The organism is Rothia mucilaginosa (assembly GCF_001061665.1).
Taxonomy (GTDB): Bacteria; Actinomycetota; Actinomycetes; order Actinomycetales; family Micrococcaceae; genus Rothia; species Rothia mucilaginosa_A.
This window is the reverse complement of the sequence record NZ_JVSP01000002.1, coordinates 21868-42363: the sequence shown is the minus strand read 5'-3', so window position 1 is coordinate 42363 and position 20496 is coordinate 21868. Positions and strand designations below refer to the sequence as shown.

Sequence of the window (20496 nt, the reverse complement as noted above, 5' to 3'; positions counted from 1 at the left end):
GGGCCGCCACGCATATTCTATATTGGCTATATAATCCCGTCAGGCATGTTAAGCCGGGGTGGATTCCGCATCCGCTGCTTCGGGAGCCACAGCGTCCAAAGGTTCAACGTTACGCGGCTTCGTGAAACGCTGCAACAGATACTGCATCGTGTAATTACCGAGCGCCACACCCGAGGCCATCGCCACCGCAATCGAGGCCGCCGTAATCATGTTCTGCATACCCAGAATCACGTCGGTCTCAACCGTCAGCAGGTACATGCCGCGGAAGAACGACAGACCCGGCAGCAGGAACGTAATTGCGGGAATCGAAAAGATGGCCTGCGGCACGTGCAGTCGGTACGCAAAATACGTACTCAACGCACCAATCACAACCGCCGCACACGCCGTCGGACCGCGACCCGTGCTCGGGCCGGCCAGAATATCATAGCTGTAATAAGCCGCCAGACCACAGGTGGTGATGAGCATCAGCCACCCAACCTTCACCAGCTTCGTCTGCAGGGTAATCGCGAAGGTCGCCGTCGCAATCAGGAAGAAAAACGACGCAACGAGCGGGGTCGTCGGTTGGAAGCGCAGCTGCTCAATATCCAGGGTCGGGCCATTGAAAATATTAATAGCACTCACAGCCGTCGCGATGCCGACCACCAGGCCCAAGAAGCTCATGCCCGTCGACACGAAGCGGCCCGCAGCCGTCACCGGGAAACCGTTAATCGCGTCCTGCACGGCACCCACCAGGCGGGGGGTTGGCAAAAACATAATCATGCCCGCTGCAACCACCAGGGGTGCCGAAATCGGTTCCCCCGGACGCTGCAGAATCGAACCATCGCCACCCAGCCAAATCGCCAGGAAGGTCATCAGGCCCGCGCTGGCTGCCATGCGGAAGAACGCCGGGATACCGATTGAGCTTAGCCACTGAATCAGCAAGTACACCGGAATAAAGATGATGGCCGCGCTCAGAGCCGTGGAGAAGCTCGCACCCAGCGCCGCGGTCAGCGTCGCGGCGCAGGCCAGGTTTGCCAGCCACACGACCAGCGGCGGGAAGGGCTTGGGTCGGTGCGTAATCTGGCTCAGCTTTAGGTCGGCAATCTCAAGGGTCATGCCGCCTCGCGTAATTTTGTAAATCAGGCCGTACACCTCGGAGAGCGCCTCATAGTTCTCCGTAGAAGAACGCACCACGCGCACAAGCGTGTGGGTAAAGCGCTCGTCCGCGTTCGCGTTGCGCTTGGCAATGCGGGACTCCATGTAGATATCCGGGTCCGAGGTGTAGTTGATGGTCACCGACTGGTTGGTAATATCAACGTCCACCGAATCCAGCCCGTACGCGGAAGAGACCGCGATGATGGCCGAGTCCACGTCCATAGCGTCGGCACCGTAGTGGAACATCGCCTCCGCCAAACGCAGGGTGAAGTTCAGGGTATCGCGGGCGTATTCCTTCTCGCGACGGAAGGCCTCACGGCGCTCGTGCTCCTGAGTACGAATGGTCGGCACGAACTGCCGCTGGGCGATGCGAGCGGCACCGCGCGGTGCGCCGGGAGCCGCCTCCTCGGTACGCACAAAAGAACGTAGGTGGCGCGTACCCCAGCGACCGCCGGTACCGCGGCCTCGCGCTCCTCGTACGTTCCGGCCCACGAGGGGCACGGCGGTCGTCGCCACCGAGACGGGGCCGGTCTTGGGCACCGCGGCAGAGGCCGTATCGAGGCCGTAACGCTGCGCGGCCTGGGAGTTCGGAACCTGAGGAATCATGCCGGTCATGGGAACCGGCTGGGAGGGGCGCGTCAGAGCCGCCTCAGTCACCACGTTGCTGGCAGTTACGGGATGCGCTTCGCCGCGGTATGCGTCCAGTTCATCCTCGGGGGTGAGGGACGGGTCAATGAGGGTACGGGCACCGTGGTCGAGCTCGGCAGGCTCCTCCTGCGGGGCGGATACCTCGTCCGGGACGGTAGGAATACCAACCTGCGCGGCTACGTCGTGCAGAACATCGCTCACGGCGTGCGCCTGCACGGTCCCCGTCTCTTCGGAGGTGTTCTGCTGCGCCAGAACGCGGCGCAGGCGCTCGTCAGCAACCTGATCGAGGGAGACCAGGGGAAACCCGCCCTTGCCTGCGACGTAACCCGCTGTGACCGCGGGGACGGCCTCTTCCGAGGCGCTATTCCGGGTGTTATCCGGCTCTCCCGGCTGAGCCTGCGCCTCGCCTGCATGCGACGCGTTCCGCGCTCCGGCTCGTACCTCCGAAGGCGCGGGAGTATTCCTCGATTCTGCCAATGTCCCCTCCCGTTTAGACAGTGCCCCTATAGTCTAACAAGGGAGCGACGCAAGGGGTACACCCTCGTGAGCAGGTCCCGAAATCAAATTCTCCATCCCTGCGCCCGGCCCGTTTTCTTCGGCTGTTCGCGGTCTGCCTCCCCTCGGTGAAGAACGCGGGCAACAAAATATCCCGCCACCTCAGTGACGGGATATTTACGCATTGTGTGCTCGTTTCCGCACCCGTGGGCGACGGAATACGGCAACCCGGCCGGGGCCGAGGTTAATTACTCAGCGTCGTGGTCGGTCTCGAGGATCTTAACCAGCGAGTCCAGAGCCTCTTCAGCACCCTCACCCTCAGCACGAAGAACGACAACATCGCCGTGCTTTGCGCCCAGGGACATCAGGGACAGGATGGATGCTGCATCCATAGCCTCATCGGCGGGCTCGCCCTTAGCTGCGATGGTGACCTCGACGGGGAGGTCGCCAGCTGCCTCAGCGAAAATTGCTGCCGGACGTGCGTGCAGGCCGACACGGCTTGCGATAGTGGCTTCGCGCTCTGCCATTATGTTTCTCCTTTGATTCAGGAACCGAAATAATCTCGGAACCTATTCTAGATGAACGGGGCGCGTTAGGACCCGCCCTTACCCTATAAATTGTACCGGTTAGCCCTGCGCTAACAAACATAAAAATGCCGGGTGCAGAAATAATCTCTGCACCCGGCATTGTAGGTGTGTCGGCTCATGGGCCGAGCGGTTCAGCGACCATCCGACGGTGAGGAAGCCGCGAACCCTAGCGACTCTTGATTAGAGGCCCAGCTCGTCCAGAATCGGCAGAGCCTTGCGTGCGCTCTCCTTCGCCTCGGCAGAGGAAATCTGCTGCAGGGCGATAGCGGCAATCTGCTGTGCCTTCTCCTTGGTGACGGACTTCAGCACGGCGGCCACGGCGGGGATAGCGCCGGCGTTCATGGACAGGGTATCAACGCCCAGACCAATCAGAACAACAGCCAGAGCCGGGTCGGCCGCAGCCTCACCACAGACGCTCACGTACTTCTTCTTGCCGGCGGTGACCGATGCACGCTGAGCACCCTCAACGGTCATCTTGATCATCTTCAGCACTGCGGGCTGCCAGGGGTTGTTCAGGTGAGCCAGATCGCCCAGCAGGCGGTCAGCCGCCATGGTGTACTGGGTCAGGTCGTTGGTACCGATGGACACGAAGTCCACCTCGCCCAGGATTGCCTCGGCGTTCATCACGGCTGCGGGGGTCTCAACCATCACACCGTGAACGGGCAGGCCAATCTCCTTGAGCATGTTCGCGAAGTTGCGAGCCTCGGAGGTGGTCGAAATCATCGGGGCCATAACCCAAATGTCGGCGTCGGAATCCTCCGAAGCGGCCTTGATAGCCTGCAGCTGGCGGGTCAGAACGCCCGGCACGGTCCAGTCGGTACGGAAACCGCGGACACCCAGTGCGGGGTTCTCCTCGGGGTTCACGTTCAGGAACGGCAGGGGCTTGTCGGCGCCGGCGTCCAGGGTACGAACCACGATGTGCTTGCCGGGGAATGCGTCAAACACGGACTTGTAGGTCTTAGCCTGAGTCTCGATGGAGGGCTCAGCGTCGTGGCCCAGGAAGCCGAACTCGGTGCGGAGCAGGCCAACACCCTCAGCCTTCAGGCTTGCAGCCTTTTCAGCGGACTTGCCGTCACCAACGTTTGCGTACAGCGGAACGCGAGTGCCGTCAGCCAGCACGCCCTGGCCGTCAAAGTCAGCGACGGGCTTACGGTTTGCGTACTTGATTGCTGCTTCGCGGTCAGCGTCGGTGGGCTCGGTGTCAACGATGCCTTCGTTGGAGTCCACGTAGACGATGGTGCCGTCAGCAATCTCGGTCACGCCCTTGGCCGCCACAATAGCGGGCAGGCCCAGGCCGCGAGCCAGAATAGCGGTGTGTGCCTGGGGGCCACCGTCAGAGGTAATCAGGGCGATAACCTTCTCGGGGTCCAGGGTTGCGGTGTCGGCCGGTGCCAGGTCGATCGCGGCCAGGATGAACGGCTCATCAGAAACGGGGATGCCGGGAGCCTGCTGACCGGTCAGCTCAGCAACAATGCGGGCACGAACGTCGTGGATGTCGGTCACGCGCTCAGCCATGTAGCCGCCCAGGGCAGCCATCTGGTCAGCGAAGGAGGTTGCCGCCTCCCAAATAGCGCGCTCGGGGGCCATCTCCTGGGTCTCGACCAGCTTGATAGCACTCTTGATGAGTGCACGGTCGGTAGCCATCTGAGAGGTGGACTTCAGAACAGCCTTACCGTCACGGCTAGCGTGCTCTGCACGAGCCAGCAGGTCTTCCTTAACGCGGACCGAAGCGTCCTTGATGCGCTGCGCTGCAGCCTCGGCGGTCTCACCGCTCAGACGCAGGCCGTCCTTGGGCTCTTCAATGGGCTTGGGCATCTGAAGAACCGGGCCAATCACGCGACCGGCGTAGACGCCGACGCCCTTGTAGGTAGTCATGGGATTCATATCCTATCTGTGGGTTCTCTACAGTGTAACGCGTTCTATTCGCGCTGTCCTCTGTAGTTGCGAGTCAATCAGAAGATGAGGTCTACGGTTTAGGCGGATGCCTTGGAACGGGCACCCATGGACTTCAGCACAACGTACACCAGAGCCGATAGCACGGTACCGGCCAGCACGGCCACGAAGAACATCAGCGGGTTCTGCGCCAGACCAATAATCCAGATACCGCCGTGCGGTGCCGGAGAGGCCACGTGAGCGCTCATCGAGATGGCACCGGCGAGGGCACCACCCACAATGGTTGAGGGGATGACACGGGCTGGATCAGCCGAGGCGAAGGGAATAGCACCCTCGGAGATGAAGGATGCACCCAGCAGCCAGGCGGCCTTGCCGTTCTCGCGCTCGGCCTCGCTGAAGAGCTTGGGGCGCAGGGTGGTGGCCAGGGCCATGGCCAGCGGCGGGACCATACCCGAGATGATGACGGCGGCCATGATTTCCTGGTTCACGGTCGCACCCGAGGACAGGCCGGCGGTTGCGAAGAGGTAAGCAGCCTTGTTGATGGGGCCACCCAGGTCAGAAGCCATCATGGCACCCAGGATCAGGCCCAGCAGCAGAGCGGAACCGCCAGACATGGAGGTCAGCCAATTCTGCAGGGTGGTCATAACCCAAGCCAGGGGCGCACCGAGCAGCAGGTACATTGCCAGGCCGGTCACCAGCGAAGTCACGAGCGGAGTGATGACCACGGGCATCATGGAACCCAACCAGCGGGGCAGCTTCAGGGTGCCCAGGGCGTACGCAATCAGACCGGCGAGGATACCGCCGACGATACCGCCGAGGAAGCCCGCGTTCACCGCAAGAGCCACCGAACCGGCAATGAAGCCCGGAGCAATACCGGGACGCTGAGCCAGACCGTACGCAATGTACGCGGCAAGAGCCGGAACCATCAGGCTCAGACCGAAACCACCGATGGTCTGCAGCACGGCACCCAGGTACAGGGTCCAGTGCACGTCACCCAGGTTGAACAGGGTTGCCGAACCCAGAATTGCCTTGGTGTCCACGTCGCCAAGGTTCGGCATGGTGATGGCCTCGAAGACGAAGCCGAGGGCCACCAGAATACCGCCGGCGGCGACGAACGGAATCATGTAGGAGATACCGGTCATCACGGCCTTGTAGATGCGCGAGCCCCAGGCACCCTCGGAAGCGCCGGCGCTGTCATCGGAGGTGGATGCGGCGGCGGCCACGCGGGCACCGTTCGGGTTCTCGGCCTCGGCCAAGGCCTCAGCGATCATTTCCTTCGGCTCGTCGATACCGCGCTTGACGGGGGACTCCACGAAGGGCTTACCGGCGAAGCGGTTGCGGTCACGCACGTTCACCGACACGGCAAAAATCACGGCGTCGGCGGCGTCAATATCGGACTGGCTCAGGGTTTCGTTGCCCGAGGAGCCCTGGGTCTCAACCTTCAGGTCGTAGCCGAGTTCCTCGGCGGCGTACTTGAGGGCGTCGGCGGCCATGTAGGTGTGGGCGATACCGGTGGGGCACGCGGTCACCGCGACAATCTTCTTCACGGCCGGCGCGCTTTCAGAAGCCTTCGGGGCTTCCTTCTCGGCAGCGGCGGGGGCGGCGTGCGCAGCCTCGGCGGGCTTAGCCTCCGCCTTCTTCTCGCCCACGCCCAGCGCACCGTTCACCAGGTCCACGACCTCATCGGCAGACGAAGCCTCACGCAGGGCGGCGGTGAAGCTCTTCTTCATGAGGGAGCGTGCCAGGGTCGACAGCAGCTTCAGGTGGGCCTGGTCGGCACCGTCGGGTGCAGCGATGAAGAAAATCAGGTCGGCGGGGCCGTCCTTAGCGCCGAACGAAACGGCGGGGTTGGGGCGTGCCATGGCCAGGGTCGGCTCGGTGACAGCGGCGCTGCGGCAGTGCGGGATGGCAATGCCGCCGGGAATACCGGTGTCGGTCTTGGACTCGCGAGCCTCGGCAGCCGCGTAGAGCTGCTCGAAGTCGGTCGCGCGGCCGGCCTTGACGACAGCTTCGGCAAGCTTGGCGATGACGTCGAATCGGGTGTCGCCGAGATTCTCGTCCAGTAGGACGAGATCCGCGGTGATCAGATCGGACATGTTCTCTCCTCGGGTTGGAGTGGAGGCGGGATGCTCCGGCGGGAACGCCCTCCTCCTGTGTTTTAAGTGTGTGCAGAGCCTTGGACAAATATTCTCAAATTAGAATATTTACGTCGGTGGTGCTTCGCTCCTCATCAGAGCTGAATCTGACGGACAGTAACCTTCTCGGGGGTGGTCTGATCCAGCGAGGGCATACGGGTACCGGGCAGGGCCGCTGCGGCAGAACCGTGGGCCACCGCCTGAACCAGGCAACCGGGCGCATCCGCACCGCGAGTGTGCGCAATCAAGAAGCCCGAGAGCGAAGAGTCACCGGCACCCACAGTGCTACGCACCTGAATCGGCTCGTGCACGGCGTGCCAGATACCTTCCTCGGTCACGAGCACCGCGCCGCCGCCGCCCAGGGTGGCCAACACGTACTCGATGCCGTCGCCAAGCAGCTTCTGAGCGGTGCGGGCGGTCAGCTCGGGGCTGGCCTCCAGCTCCTCCCAATTATCGCTACCGGTCAGCTGGGCTAGCTCCTCGGAGTTGGGCTTAATCAGCGTGGGCTTGTGCTCACCCGCAACGGTCGCAATCAGCGGCGCCTCAGAAGTATCAATAGCAATCTTGCCCGTGTAACCGGAGGCGCGTAGGGCCGCCACCAGCTCGGAGTAATAGGCGGGCTCCAGACCCGGCGGAAGAGAGCCAGCCAGGACCACCCATTCGGCTCCCTTGGAACGCTCAACCACCAGGGCGTCCAGCTTCTCGCGCAGCTGCGCATCAAAGTGGGTGCCGGGAGCATTCAGCTTGGTGGTGGTACCATCGGGGTCCACCACGGTGATGTTCGAGCGAATCGGCTCACCGGTCGGCAGGTTCGCAAACTCGACATCCACCGCAGACAGAGCGGTCAGCACCGGGTCGGTGGACTCGCCGGGCACAATAGCCACGGTCGGAACACCGGAAACCTGCAGCGCGCGAGAAATATTCACGCCCTTGCCGCCCGGATCCTGTACGGCACCGACAGCACGCTGCACGGCGCCGTGGGCCAGGGGCGCGCCGAGCTCAATCGTGCGGTCCAGGCTGGGGTTGGCGGTCAGAGTAATAATCATTAGGCAATCACAATCTCAACATTGGCGGCCTCGAGCGCCTGGCGAAGGGCGCCCTCGGGCTCGCGATCGGTAATGAGGGTGTCAATATCCTCAAATCCAGCGAAGCGGACCAGGGACTCCTGGCCAAACTTCGCGGAGTCACAGAGCAGGACCACGCGACGGGCGGACTTGCAGATTGCAGTCTTAACGATTGCCTCGTTCATGCCGGGAGTGGAGATGCCAAAGTGCGGCTCGATGCCGTTGGCACCGATAAACGCAATATCGGGGCGCATCGTGCCGAAGTGCTCGGCCGCGCGGGCGCCGACGGCGGCCCAGGTCATCTTACGCAGCTGACCGCCCACCAGCTCGAGGGTTACGCCCTCGGCCTCGGCGAGCTTAACTGCAATATGCAGTGCGTGGGTGATGATGATGCGGTCGTTGCCGGTCTTAAGGCTGAAGTTCTCGGCGCCGATGTGGTCGGCGAGAATCTCGATGGTGGAACCCGCGTCCAGCACGATGGAACCCGACTCAGAATCGCGTAGCATCTGGTACGCCTTGGTAGCGATGCGACGCTTCTCCGGGGTGTTCATGCCCTGGCGGGAGGAAATAGACGATTCCAGAGAGGTGGACTGCTCGATGGTCACCGCGCCACCGTGGACGCGGCGAAGCTTGCCGGCCTCTTCCAGGGCGGCAAGGTCACGGCGCACGGTCTCCATGGTCACATCGTATCGGCGCGCAAGGTCTGCGCCGTTCACGCGGCGTGCGGAGGCAACGAGCTTTGCAATTTCGGCACGGCGTTCTTCTGCGAACATAAATTCGGTGTTCTTTCGGTAGTGGGTAGGAAATCTGTGCGTATCTATGGCGTGTTCTCAGTGTGGGTACGTTCCCGCGGGAAGCAAACGCAGTGCGCCCCAGAACATCCATTATCATACTTGATTTTATGTGGGTTTTTGTGGGTAGGTCAATATAAACCACCGTATTCGCCGGAATATTACCCTGTGTTCCCTACAGAAACCACACCCTTTACCACCCCGTATGAGTGATTATGTCTGTTTGACTCGATGATACGTTGGGTTTTGTTCCGCGGACCACACATAACGCGGCCCACACGCATCGACCACCGGTGTCCACCGGTCGGGCGGCGGGCCGGTCCCTACGCCCGGCGCTCCCGGCGTTTGCGGAGCACCCGGTGCATCCAGAAAGCGCAGGCCGCTCCCAGCAGGGCACCCGTACCGTTCATGAGCACATCCACGAAATCCCCCGTGCGGTTAGGCATGAAGCTTTGAATCGTCTCGATGCACGCGCTCACCACGAACCCGGCGTACAGCACATGGCGTCGCGCAGACGGTCCCAGGAGCAGGGCGAAGAGGAAGCCTCCGGGCACAAACATGATGACGTTTGAGAGCTGCTCGATGCTGGAGTAGGTCACAAACTCGGGTAGCCAGCCGGCGGCGTGGCCCGCATCCAGCAGGGCTGCGAGGCGGCCACCCATCTCGTTGTCGTCCACGTGGACGGGGGCGAACACGATGCTCGCCACGACCAGGCAGTACAGTGCGGTAAGGGCCCAGAGGGCGCCGCGGAGCACGCGCATCCCCCGGGAGAGGGGACGCGCCGAGGACTCAGCTGCCCCCTCGGGCGCAACGGATGTCCCCTGCGCCGGACGCTCAAGGACTTCGCCCGCGGGGCGCGCGCTACCAGACAATGCGCCCCACCTCGTCGGTGTATCGTGAGGAGTCCCACGCGAAGAGGCCGGGGACGTCCACCATCAGCGGCTCGGCGTTCGGCACGGTTACGGTCCACTCCTCACCCGCGGCGGCGGAGAGCGCGCGGCGAATCAGGCTACCGTGGCTGACGGCGATAATCTTCTGTTCTCCGCCTCGCTCCGCGTAGTCCCGCACAATCTGGCGCAGCACGCGTACCGCGCGGATGTACAGGTCACGCTCGGATTCTACGTTCGGGTAGTAGCGCTCGGGGGCGCGGCGCTCGGGAGCGGGAATGTCCAGGCCCTCGCCGTCACCGTAAGCGCGCTCGACCAGCTCGGGGTAGGTCTTGTCCACCTGCAGGTCGAAGTGCTCGCCGACCAGCTGCGCGGTCTCGTGGGCGCGGGACAGCGGCGAAGACACCAGCACCGTAAAGTCCAGGCCCATCTCCGCCAGCTTCTTGCCGGTGGTGCGTGCCTGCTCGCGACCGGTGTCGTTGAGCGGAATGTCCGTGACGCCCTGCATGAGGTTCACCTTGTTCCAGTCGGTCTGGCCGTGACGAATCAGGGTGAGGGAGGTGTTCTCGGCGCCGGCGGGCAGGGGCTCAGCTCCCAGGTCGGGTTCGTTCTGATGCACGAGCAGGCGGTCGATGGTGCTGTCCAGGTACTGCAGGGGCACCTCGGTCAGGGAGGCGTTGACGGGAATCGGGTAGAAACCCTCCTCGGTGAGGCAGTCGGGGCGCTCCCCCAGCAGGGCGTTCATCATCAGCGCGATGAACATGCCGTGGGTTGCCACCAGCACGGTCTTGCCGTCGTACTCGCGGCGCACGCGGTTCAGGGCCGCCAGGCCGCGGGCGACGAATTCCTCCGTGGGTTCCACGCCGTACTCCTCACCGGATTCGCGGGAGGCGAGCACCAGCTCGCGAGTGGCGATTTGCCCCTCCAGCTCGCCGAAGGAGCGCTCCTGGAACCCGGCCACGGCACCCCGGTAGGGCACGTTCAGGCCTTCGGCCACAATCTCGGCGCTTTCGGCCGCGCGGCTCAGGGGCGAGGAGAGCACCAGGTCGACGACGGTGCCTTCGTCACGGGCCTGCTTCAGCGCGTCGATGGCGGTGCGCACCTGGTCGCGGCCGGTGTCGTTGAGGGGAATGTCGGTGCCGCCCTGGAAACGGTGGTCGATGTTCCAATCGGTCTGCCCGTGGCGCATAAGAATGATGCGGGTTCCGTGCGGTTCGGGCGCGACGGGGGTGATGATGGGGGTGTTCTGTGCGTCGGTCATCCTTCTAGTATCCCACTCGTCTCCGCGAGTTCAAGGGGTCGAAGCTACACCGCCTGCACGCCGCCCGCGGTGCCGACCTCATACCGGAGGACGAGGCGAATAGCTCCCTCCCGCGCCGCGTCGGCCCTTTTTCTCAGCGTATTCCCATATTTTTCAGCCCTCAGATGGAGGGCCGAGCCGCCGAGAAGCTGAGATGATAGACGGGTACTTCCGTTAGTTCATATCCGATGAAGGTTGCTATGACGCAGAATCCTCAACCCCAGAACCCGCAGTTCCAGGCTCCCACGTCCCAGAACCCGTACTCGATGACCCCTCCGCAGGCGGCGCAGCCTGCGGGCCAGTACTCCACCCAGCCGGGTCAGCCGAGCCAGGCGGGGTATTATCAGGGCCAGCCGGGTTACCCCGCTCAGGCACCCCAGATGCCCCAGCAGATGCAGCAGGCGCCCTTCGCGCCCGGTGCGATTATTTCTGCCCGCAACCTGCACAAGTCCTACGGCAATAACCCGGTTCTGCGTAACGTGAGCCTCGATATCTACCCCGGCGAATCCGTGGCGATTATGGGTCCTTCCGGTTCCGGTAAGACCACCCTGCTGCACGCGCTCTCGGGCATTATTAAGCTCGATGCCGGTTCCGTGCTGTTCAACTCCCCCACCGGTCAGGTGGCGGTGGAGTCCCTCAGCGAGCGCGAGCGCACCTCCCTGCGCGCTAGCTCTTTTGGTTTCGTGTTCCAGCAGGGTCTGCTGGTTCCCGAGCTGACCGCGGAGGAGAACGTCTCCCTCGCCGCGATGATTGCCGGTATTCCCCGCCAGCAGGCGCGCGCCATTTCTGCTGACCTGCTGAACCGCCTGGGTCTGGGCCAGATGCTGGATCGCCGCATGGGTGAGATGTCCGGTGGTCAGGCCCAGCGCGTGGCTATTGCCCGTTCGCAGGTGAACGGCGCCCCCGTGACCTTTGCGGATGAGCCGACCGGCGCGCTGGATTCGAAGACCGCGCGCGAGGTGATGGCGCTGCTGCTGACCATGATTCCGCAGCAGGGTAAGACTCTGCTGGTGGTCACCCACGATCCGAACGTGGCTGCCGCGTGCTCCCGCGTGGTGTATCTGCAGGACGGCCAGATCGTGAGCGATCAGCGCAATAGCCAGGGTGGCGTACCCGCGCAGAACGGCACCCAGAACCCTGACGCTCAGTCTCAGGCAGGTGCATAATGCAAATCTATGCTCTGCTCGCCAAGCGAACCCTATGGAGTTCGCAGGCGATTCTTCCCGTACTGGCTTTTGCGGCCTCATCGGCGCTGTTTTTGACGGTTGCCGGTGGTGTTCAGGCGCTGAGTACGTGGCTTGAGCACGCCAACGTTGACCACGAAATGATCAACCTGATGGGCATTCAGAAGCTCTACATGGGTTTGGCGTGGGTTGCCGCTCTGGTGCTGATTGTTCCGCTCTTTACCTTGGGCGCTTCGGCTGCTCGTTTGAGTGCCCGCCGCCGTGATGAGCGTCTGGCGTCCCTGCGTCTGATTGGCGCCTCCACAACCCTGATTGTGGGTCTGTCTGTTGCGGACGCGCTGGTGTACTCCCTTGTGGGTTTCATTATTGGTCTGCTTCTTTACCTGGTGCTGATTTTCCCGTTCGGCGCCCTGCACTTCATGAACGTTCCGCTGGGTGCTGAGAATATGCTTCTTCCGGTGAGCATGATTTTCTACTGCTTCCTGGGTTGTATGGTTCTGGCGGCTCTCAGCTCCCTCTTCGGTCTGGCGAAGGTCAGCATCAGCCCGCTGGGTGTGCGTACCCGCGCGAAGGCTGGTTCCGCCGGTTACATTGCTCTGGGTATCGGTGTTGTTCTGGTCATTGCCGTGATGATTCTGGCTTCGACCTCGAAGGGTTTTAGCATGTTCTCACCCTTCCAGGACGGCGGTGCCGATAGCGCGATTAAGAACCTAGCGATTTTCATTGCTCTGCCGGGTCTGCTGATGATGGTTGCTATCGACCTGATTGGTACCTTCCTGGTGTGGGCGTACGCAAAGATTCGTGTACGTATGACCCAGAAGGCGTCGGTTCTGCTGGGTTACCGTGCGGTGCTGGAGTCCCCGCGCGGGGCGTGGCGTCAGGTTTCGGGTGTGGCACTGTCGACCTTCCTGGTGACCTTCTTCGGCCCCATCCTGATTCTGGCGGGTGAGATGAACAAAACGGCGAAGGAGGTAGGCCCCGCCGCCGGCCCCTTCATGACCATCATGTCGGACATGTTCCAAGGTATGCTGCTCATGCTGTTCTTCTCGTACCTGCTGGTCACCCTCTCCGCGGTGCTGAACCAGAGCGCCGCCATTTACGAGCGTGGTTCGCTGTACTCTTCGCTGAATATGATGGGTACCCCCACGAGGCTGTTGCAGGCTTCACGTCTTACCGTAGTCTTCGGTCCGCTGGTGCTCATCAGCGTGATTTCTGCGCTGCTGGGTCTGCCGCTGACGGCGTTGATTGCGGCTCAGGGTCTTCCCGGTGAGGTTCTGGCGAAGATGTTCGGTATGACCTTCGGCGCTATTGCGCTGGGTCTGGTGCTGGTCTATGTGGGCCTGTTGGCGACCATTCCGTTTATGCGTCAGGTGACTCATAAGCCGGTGTCCGCTCTCTAAGCTGTACGGCTGCTACCCTCCCGTTGCGTTCTCCGGACGCGGCGGGAGGGTTTCTTGATGTGCGCGCTTGTACTGCGTTCTTTTGTATCCCCACCCGGCTTGTACCCTGTATGTTTTCTCACGCACCGAGCCGCCGCTTCCATAGCCTAAAACCCTGTGAGAGACTGACATTATGTTTGAACACACCGTACCCTCCGATTGGTTCCCCCGCTGCGCTATCTTCGACTGCGACGGCATCCTCCTCGACTCCGAGACCGTCTGGAACGATGTGCAGCGTAAGCTTTTCACCCGCTGGTCTGTTCCCTTCACCGAAGAGGTCGAGCACCGCCTCACCGGCCTGGCGGCAGCCGACGTTGCGCAGGAGCTTGCCCTGCTCTCCTACGAGGCGCAGAACGGCCAGAAGCCGGACACCGCCTCCGCAGAGTACGCCGAACACCATGAACGCGTGATGAAGGATCTGCTCACCACCGAGCACGAGGTCATCAGCTCCGGCGTGGACCTGATTGAGGGTGCGCAGAAGTTCCTGGGCTTCCTGAGCGAGCACATGCCGGTTGCGGTGGCGTCGAACTCCACCGCGAACATTCTGACCCTGAAAATGGAAAGCTACGGTTACGCCCCGCTGGTGCGCACCTGGGTCAGCAGTAACGACGTTCCGGCCGGTAAGCCCGCCCCGGACATGTACCTGGAGGCGGCACGTCGCCTCGGCTTTGAAGGTCACGAGGCGCTGGCATTCGAGGACTCCCCCGCGGGCGCGCAGGCGGCACGTGACGCCGGTACAAAGGTCATGATTTACGTTCCGGAAGGCACCGACCCGGCAAAGGCACCGGCCGGTTTTGGGCGCTTCGATTCGTTCAATGACCCGCAGCTCTGGGAGGCGGCACGCACCTGGATCGCCAAGCTTGAGGCGGCGCAGCAGTCTGAGGCATAGCAGTCTGAGGCGGCGCAGGGCTAAGCACGTACCGCAGACGCCTCACCACGCCACCGCCTCACCTAATAGGCAGCATCAAGAAAGACCCCCGGCCCGCTCGTCAAGAGCAGACCGGGGGTCTTCTATGCCTTATCAACTGCGCCTATAGCGGCACGAGCCTATCGGCGCATAACCTTCTTGGCCAGTGCATTACCGATGAACTGAACCAGCTGGACCAGGATGATAATAATCGCCACAACGGCCCAGGTGATCTCGTCGTTGAAGCGCTGGTAGCCGTCCACGATCGCGATCTTACCCAGGCCACCGGCGCCCACGTAACCGGCCATTGCAGACATATCCACCACGCCGATGACGAGGAAGGTGTAGCCCAGGATCAGCGGGCCGAGCGCCTCGGGAATCATCACGGTGAACAGGATGGTCAGCTTCGAGGCGCCCATAGCGCGGGCCGCCTCAATCACGCCGGGATCGATGGAGACCATGTTCTGCTCCACGATGCGGGCGATAGCGAACGCAGCGCCGAAGCTCATCGCAAAGACCGCGGCATTCACGCCCAGGCGGGTACCCACCACGGCGCTGGTCAGCGGGCCCAGGGCCGCAATCAGGATGATGAACGGAATCGGGCGAATGATGTTCACCAGAATGTTCAGGACCGTGTACACGAAGCGGTTCTGGAAGATATTACCGGCGCGGGTGGTGTACAGCAGGGCACCCACAATCAGGCCGACCAGACCGGCGCAGAGCATGGTGATGGACACCATGTAGAAGGTGTCGCCGATAGCCGGAATAAGCTTCTCGGGCAGAAACTCGCCCCAGTCGGTCTTCGAAGCGGCCAGCGGAAGAGTAGTAGCAAACATTTAGCGCACCTCCTGCACGCGGGCAACGGTCTTCAGTTCGGCAACGGCGGCATCAATACTGGTGATTTCGCCGAGGAGTTCCAGGGTGAGGGTACCGTAGGCTTTGCCCTGCAGGGTCTCGATACCGCCGCCCACGATGTTGAAACGGACGTTGCGGGCACCCAGGTAGGACAGCACCTTGCCGAGCTCCTGATTGCCCTCCACGATTTCGACGTTGACCAGGTAGCCTCGGTGCGATGCGCGCAGATCCTCCGCCTCCTGGCCGGTGGGGGCCAGCTTGACGGTGGTCGCCACGAAGAGCTTCGCCACATCGGTCTGCGGGTTAGAGAAGACGTCGTAGACGGTTCCTTCTTCCACCACGCGGCCGGACTCCATGACCGCCACGCGGTCGGCGATGCTGGCCACGACATCCATCTCGTGGGTGATGACCACGACGGTGATACCCAGGTCGCGGTTCACGCGCTTGAGAAGGGCGAGCACCTCATGGGTGGTTTCGGGGTCCAGGGCGCTGGTGGCTTCGTCAGCCAGCAGCAGCGAGGGGTTGGTCGCAAGCGCGCGGGCGATACCCACGCGCTGCTTCTGACCGCCCGAAAGCTGGTTCGGGTAGTGGTCGGCGCGGTCGCTCAGACCCACGAATTCCAGCATCTCCAGGGCGCGTTCGCGGCGCTTGGCCTTGGGCCAACCGGCCACCTTGAGGGGAAACTCAACGTTACCGAGCACGGTGCGGGAGTTCATGAGGTTGAACTGCTGGAAAATCATGCCGATGTTCGTGCGGGCCTCGCGCAGCTCGGAGTCGCGCTTGCCGGAGATTTCGAAATCGTCCACGATTAGCGTGCCGCTCGTGGTCTTTTCCAGGCCGTTGATGAGGCGCACCAGGGTGGACTTACCGGCACCGGAGTAGCCGATAATCGCGAAGATTTCACCGCGGTTGATGGTGAGGGAGACGTTGTCCACGGCGGGGACAGCCTTGGGGCCGTTACCGAAGACTTTGGACACGCCGTCCAGAATCACCATGGGCTGGGGGAGGCCTTCTACGACCTCTTCTAGCTGTTCACTCATAGTATTTGTATCCGTTAAATGTCGTGGTTGGGACGCCGAGGGACTTGGCGCCGGTACGCAAAGGACGGTAAGCCCTTCTAACCCGCATCGGGTGCCCGGGCTTACCGCCTTACGTGTGCCTACGAGAGGCGTGTTGTCAGGAGATTACTTCTTGGCGCGCAGCTTGGCCTCTTCATTGGCCAGGGACTGACGCAGCTCGTCGGTGCTCACGTTGACCTCAACGGCGGTGCCGCGGGTCTCTTCCTGAACAGCATCCATGACGGGCTTGGTGTGGAAGATTTCAACGATCTTCTTGTAGGTCTCGTCGTCAGCCTTGTCTTTCTGGGCGACGAAGAGGTTCACGTACTTGATGGCCGAGGGGTCGGTCTTGGGGTCGTCCTGAGCCAGTGCGTCCGCGGGCTTCAGGCCTGCGTCCTTGAGGAAGTCGTTGTTGACGACTGCGCCGTCAGCGGACTCCATGCCAACCACGGTCTGGGTTGCGTCGACGGGGGTGACCTTCACCTTGGAGTTAGCGGTGTCAACATCGTCGATGGTGGGGGCGTCTACGTCAGCGTTCTTGAAGGTGACCAGACCGTTGGTCTTCAGCAGCTTCAGCGCGCGTGCCTCGTTCACGGTGTCGTTCGGGATCACGATCTCGCCACCCTGGGGGATGTCGGCCAGCTTGGTGTGCTTCTTGGAGAACAGAGCCATCGGGTAGATGACGGTCGGGCCCACGATCTGCAGGTCCTTGTTGGCGCTGACGTTGTAGTTCGACAGGTAGGCGATGTGCTGGAAGCGGTTCATGTCAATGTCACCGGCGTCCAGAGCGGGGTTCGGCTCGGTGTAAGCGCTGAACTCCTTGAACTCGATGTCGATACCCTGCTTCTTAGCTTCTTCCTTCAGGGTCTTGTTGAACTTCTCGGAGCCAACCACACCGATGGTGACCTTCTTGGAGGCGGAGGAGTTCGAGGTGGAACCGCAAGCGGCCATGCTGAAAATCATGGGGACGACTGCAAGAGCAGCGGCAAACTTCTTCACGGCTATGAATCTTTCTGTTGAATGATGACGTGCTTCACCGGGTACGGGCATAGAGCGCCGACAAGCCGATGCGAATGATGATGGGACAATTACAGCACGCACAGGGGCGGCGGTGGAAGTTAAGGGTCAATCATGAGACACAGAACGTCAAGCTCGTCATATTTCGTCATATTTCGTCACACGATGATTATTTGCCAATTCCGCTCCCCCACCAGCCGTCTGTCTGCGTCAACGCAAAGCGCCGGCCCGGGCCTAAAACCCGAGTCGGCGCTTATCGTACCCGCCCGTTGTGGGCGGGCGGCAAACCAACCGACGCTACTGCTCAAAATCGCCCGAGGCAATCAGCTGCTCCCGCACCTTACGGCGCAGCACCTTGCCGAGCATCGAACGCGGCAGGTCGTCCACGACCACGATGCGGCGCGGCACCTTATAGCGAGTCACCTTCGAGTAGCAGTGTTCGCGCAGGGTGTGCTCCTCCACCACCCGGCCGGGGGCGGGAACCACCGCGGCCACGACCATCTCGCCGCCGCCGGGCAGCGGAATACCGACCACCGCCGCATCCGCAACCGTATCGTGCTGCTTGAGGGCGACCTCCACCTCGGTCGGGGAGACGTTGAAGCCGCCGGTGATAATGACCTCCTTGATACGGTCCACAATCTGGATGAAGAAGTCCTCGTCCAGGCGCACAATATCACCCGTGCGCAACCAGCCGTCGGGGGTGATGGTCTTCGCGGTCTCGTCTTCACGCTTCCAATAACCCATGAAGCGCTGGGGACCGCTGACCCACAGCTCACCCTCCTCGCCGAGAGGCACATCCGCACCCGTCTCCGGATCCACCACGCGAATATCAGTCGAGGGGAAGGGCACACCAATCGAGCCGGCGCGGCGGGTGTCGTTCAGCGGGTTGCAGGAGACCAGCGGGGCGCACTCGGTCAGGCCGTAGCCCTCCACCATGAAACCGCCGGAGGCTTCCTCCCACTCGGCCACCAGTTCGGGCGGCAGGTTCATCGCGCCCGACACCGCGTAGCGGATACCCTCCAGGGACACGCCGCGCTTCTTTGCCTCATCCATCAGACGACGGTACACGGGAGGCACGGCCGGCAGAATCGTCGGGCGGGTCTTCTTCATCGCCTTCAAAATCAGGTCCATGTCCACGGTCGGGAACAGCACCAGGCGGGCACGGCACAGCGACGCAATCGTCACGCCCAGGGTCATGCCGTACGCGTGGAAGAGCGGCAGGACCGAGTAAATCACCTCGTCATCGCCCGGGTTAATCCACGCCTCACCCATGCGGCCGTTCGACTCCAGGTTGCGGTGCGTGAGCATCACGCCCTTGGGCAGACCCGTCGTGCCGGAGGTGTACTGCAGCAGCGCAATATCGTGCGCGGTCGGGCGGCGATGCGCGGGATCAATGCGCTCGCTCTTGAGCAGCTGCGACCACGGCACCGTGCCCGGGGCCGGGCCCGTCAGCTTCTCACGCGAGGCACGCGCGCTCTTGACGGGTAGCTTCAGCGCGGTGCGCATGAGGCGCGGCATCGCCGAAATCAGGTTCACCGAATAAATGTGGGTGGGGCGGATATCGGCCGGCATCTCGGTCACGTGCGAGGCAATCTTGTCCCACACAATCGCGACCTTCGCGCCGTGATCCTCAAACATGTGGCGCAGCTCGGCCCCCGTGTACAGCGGGTTATGCTCCACCACAATCGCGCCCAGGCGCAAAATCGCATAGAACGCCGCAATATGCTGAGGGCAGTTCGGCAAAATCAGCGCCACACGGTCACCCGCCTGCACACCCGCAACGCGCAGACCCTCCGCAGCACGCTCAATCTGGTCCCCCAGCTCAGCGTAGGTCGTGGTCGCGCCAAAGAACTCCAGGGCGACCTTCTGCGGGACGCTACGCACCGCCTCATCGATAAGGTGGCTCAGAGAGGTTTCGGGCAGTTCAATATCGCGCGCGGTCCACGGGGTATAGTTCTTCAGCCAGGGGCGGTGCGCCAGGGGGTTCTCACCGGATTCGGTAGCGGGTGCGCCGAACACCGCGGCGCGCGCGGGGGCAGCGTCCCCCGTGTTCGTGTTCTTCTGAGCCTCAGTCATGATTTCGATTGTGCCCGCCGACGGCCCCTCGGCTCAACTTCCAGCGCCCTTCCAGGCCATCTTCACGGCAGGCTCCCAGCTAAGGGGGCCCGGCGCGGCCAGTTTCACGACACTCCCCCGGGTGCGCTCGGCGCAACTCTGGGATACTTAAACCATGAGTAAGCGACAGCAAGACATAACCGACGAGCAGTTCAAGCAGCTCCTTCGCGAAATTTCCAAGCGCTTCGCCATCGCCGGAGGAGTCGTCATTCTCATCGGTCTGGCCATCATCGCCCTAGTCTACCTTCTGGGAGGAGCCCACTAATGCACACCCCGCAGCGCCCCAACGGCGACATCTTCAACCGCATGGTCTCCGGCGCCGCCTACATGCCCGACGCCGAATGTGCCGCGCAGACTAAGCGCATCCACGCCGCCACCGTCCTCGCCGAAGAACACTACGCACGCGGCGAGCACGCCCAGGCAATGCACGTCTACCGCGAAAACCTCGGCCACCTGGGCGAGCACTCCCACATCCGCCCCGGTGCGCGCTTCGACTACGGCGTGAACACCTACATTGGCGACGGTTCCTTCTTCAACTTCGACTGCGTATTCCTGGACGTCTGCCCGATTCGCATCGGGTCCACCGTGCTCGTCGGCAACAACGTGCAGTTCCTCACCCCCACCCACCCGCTCAACCCCGTCGACCGCGCCGCGTACTGGGAGGGCGGCAAGCCCATCACCGTTGAAGACAACGTCTGGATCGGTGGCGGCGCCATCATCCTGGGCGGCGTGACCATCGGCAAGAACTCCGTTATCGGTGCGGGTACCGTCGTCACCAAGGACGTACCCGCAAACTCCGTCGTGGTCGGCAACCCCGGACGCGTGGTTCGCACCCTCGACGAGAACGAACGACCCGCACACCCCCACCCCTACTCCGCCGAATCCCTCGAAGAGGCCCGGGCCTTCCAGTCCGAGCACAGCGAGTAGGCTAAGACCCACCCAAAACGCGAGCCACCGCACACACCGGGTCGCCAGACGATCCCCGAA

At 62.6% G+C, this 20496-nt stretch carries 17 protein-coding genes; 5 read left to right on the top strand and 12 right to left on the bottom strand.

Annotation, left to right across the window (positions count from 1 at the left end):
- Window positions 1-48: 48 nt before the first annotated feature.
- The 8 genes from ADJ95_RS00545 to ADJ95_RS00510 form a co-directional block, all read right to left on the bottom strand.
- The gene (locus tag ADJ95_RS00545; protein ID WP_049331509.1) at window positions 49-2259 is read right to left on the bottom strand and encodes a threonine/serine ThrE exporter family protein; all 2211 of its coding nucleotides are present in this window, start codon (window positions 2257-2259) and stop codon (window positions 49-51) included.
- 266 nt (window positions 2260-2525) lie between these two features.
- Window positions 2526-2804 carry an HPr family phosphocarrier protein gene (locus tag ADJ95_RS00540; RefSeq protein ID WP_005504506.1) on the bottom strand — a complete coding sequence of 93 codons (279 nt, stop codon included), beginning with the start codon at window positions 2802-2804 and terminating at the stop codon, window positions 2526-2528.
- Between the two features lie 240 nt (window positions 2805-3044).
- A complete protein-coding gene (ptsP, locus tag ADJ95_RS00535) occupies window positions 3045-4739 on the bottom strand; it encodes a phosphoenolpyruvate--protein phosphotransferase (RefSeq protein ID WP_049331506.1) in 1695 nt (564 codons plus the stop codon).
- 98 nt (window positions 4740-4837) lie between these two features.
- On the bottom strand, window positions 4838-6853 hold the full coding sequence (locus ADJ95_RS00530) for a PTS fructose transporter subunit IIABC (RefSeq protein ID WP_049331504.1): 2016 nt from the start codon (window positions 6851-6853) through the stop codon (window positions 4838-4840).
- Window positions 6854-6987: 134 nt separating this feature from the next.
- Complete coding sequence (locus tag ADJ95_RS00525) at window positions 6988-7938, bottom strand: 1-phosphofructokinase family hexose kinase (RefSeq protein WP_049331502.1); 951 nt, start codon at window positions 7936-7938, stop codon at window positions 6988-6990.
- On the bottom strand, window positions 7938-8729 hold the full coding sequence (locus tag ADJ95_RS00520; protein WP_049331499.1) for a DeoR/GlpR family DNA-binding transcription regulator: 792 nt from the start codon (window positions 8727-8729) through the stop codon (window positions 7938-7940). The genes ADJ95_RS00525 and ADJ95_RS00520 overlap by 1 nt, the downstream gene beginning before the upstream one ends.
- Window positions 8730-9070: 341 nt before the next feature.
- Complete coding sequence (locus tag ADJ95_RS00515; RefSeq protein WP_239662739.1) at window positions 9071-9619, bottom strand: VanZ family protein; 549 nt, start codon at window positions 9617-9619, stop codon at window positions 9071-9073.
- On the bottom strand, window positions 9609-10895 hold the full coding sequence (locus ADJ95_RS00510; RefSeq protein ID WP_049331497.1) for a histidine phosphatase family protein: 1287 nt from the start codon (window positions 10893-10895) through the stop codon (window positions 9609-9611). The genes ADJ95_RS00515 and ADJ95_RS00510 overlap by 11 nt, the downstream gene beginning before the upstream one ends.
- Window positions 10896-11134: 239 nt before the next feature.
- On the opposite strand from ADJ95_RS00510, the gene ADJ95_RS00505 reads away from it, so the two are divergent.
- The 3 genes from ADJ95_RS00505 (at window position 11135) to ADJ95_RS00495 (ending at window position 14446) form a co-directional block, all read left to right on the top strand.
- Window positions 11135-12100 carry an ABC transporter ATP-binding protein gene (locus tag ADJ95_RS00505; RefSeq protein ID WP_049331495.1) on the top strand — a complete coding sequence of 322 codons (966 nt, stop codon included), beginning with the start codon at window positions 11135-11137 and terminating at the stop codon, window positions 12098-12100.
- Entirely contained in the window at window positions 12100-13518 is a 1419-nt protein-coding gene (locus ADJ95_RS00500) for an FtsX-like permease family protein (RefSeq protein WP_049331492.1), read from the top strand. The genes ADJ95_RS00505 and ADJ95_RS00500 overlap by 1 nt, the downstream gene beginning before the upstream one ends.
- A gap of 172 nt (window positions 13519-13690) precedes the next feature.
- Window positions 13691-14446, top strand: a complete 756-nt coding sequence (locus ADJ95_RS00495; protein ID WP_049331491.1) for an HAD family hydrolase — start codon at window positions 13691-13693, stop codon at window positions 14444-14446.
- A 158-nt stretch (window positions 14447-14604) separates the two neighbouring features.
- Here ADJ95_RS00495 and ADJ95_RS00490 read toward each other — a convergent pair whose 3' ends face one another.
- The 4 genes from ADJ95_RS00490 to ADJ95_RS00475 form a co-directional block, all read right to left on the bottom strand.
- The gene (locus tag ADJ95_RS00490) at window positions 14605-15300 is read right to left on the bottom strand and encodes a methionine ABC transporter permease (protein ID WP_005504487.1); all 696 of its coding nucleotides are present in this window, start codon (window positions 15298-15300) and stop codon (window positions 14605-14607) included.
- A complete protein-coding gene (locus ADJ95_RS00485) occupies window positions 15301-16359 on the bottom strand; it encodes a methionine ABC transporter ATP-binding protein (RefSeq protein WP_049331488.1) in 1059 nt (352 codons plus the stop codon).
- Between the two features lie 144 nt (window positions 16360-16503).
- Window positions 16504-17376 carry a MetQ/NlpA family ABC transporter substrate-binding protein gene (locus tag ADJ95_RS00480; RefSeq protein ID WP_049331485.1) on the bottom strand — a complete coding sequence of 291 codons (873 nt, stop codon included), beginning with the start codon at window positions 17374-17376 and terminating at the stop codon, window positions 16504-16506.
- A gap of 315 nt (window positions 17377-17691) precedes the next feature.
- Window positions 17692-19470: a long-chain-fatty-acid--CoA ligase gene (locus ADJ95_RS00475; RefSeq protein WP_080974903.1), complete on the bottom strand. Its 1779-nt coding sequence runs from the start codon at window positions 19468-19470 to the stop codon at window positions 17692-17694.
- A gap of 154 nt (window positions 19471-19624) precedes the next feature.
- Between ADJ95_RS00475 and ADJ95_RS09395 the strand changes: the two genes are divergently transcribed.
- Together ADJ95_RS09395 and ADJ95_RS00470 are read left to right on the top strand one after the other, a co-directional pair.
- Entirely contained in the window at window positions 19625-19774 is a 150-nt protein-coding gene (locus ADJ95_RS09395) for a hypothetical protein (protein WP_168162477.1), read from the top strand.
- Entirely contained in the window at window positions 19774-20436 is a 663-nt protein-coding gene (locus ADJ95_RS00470; RefSeq protein WP_049331483.1) for a sugar O-acetyltransferase, read from the top strand. Before ADJ95_RS09395 ends, ADJ95_RS00470 begins: the two co-directional genes overlap by 1 nt.
- Window positions 20437-20496: the final 60 nt, after the last annotated feature.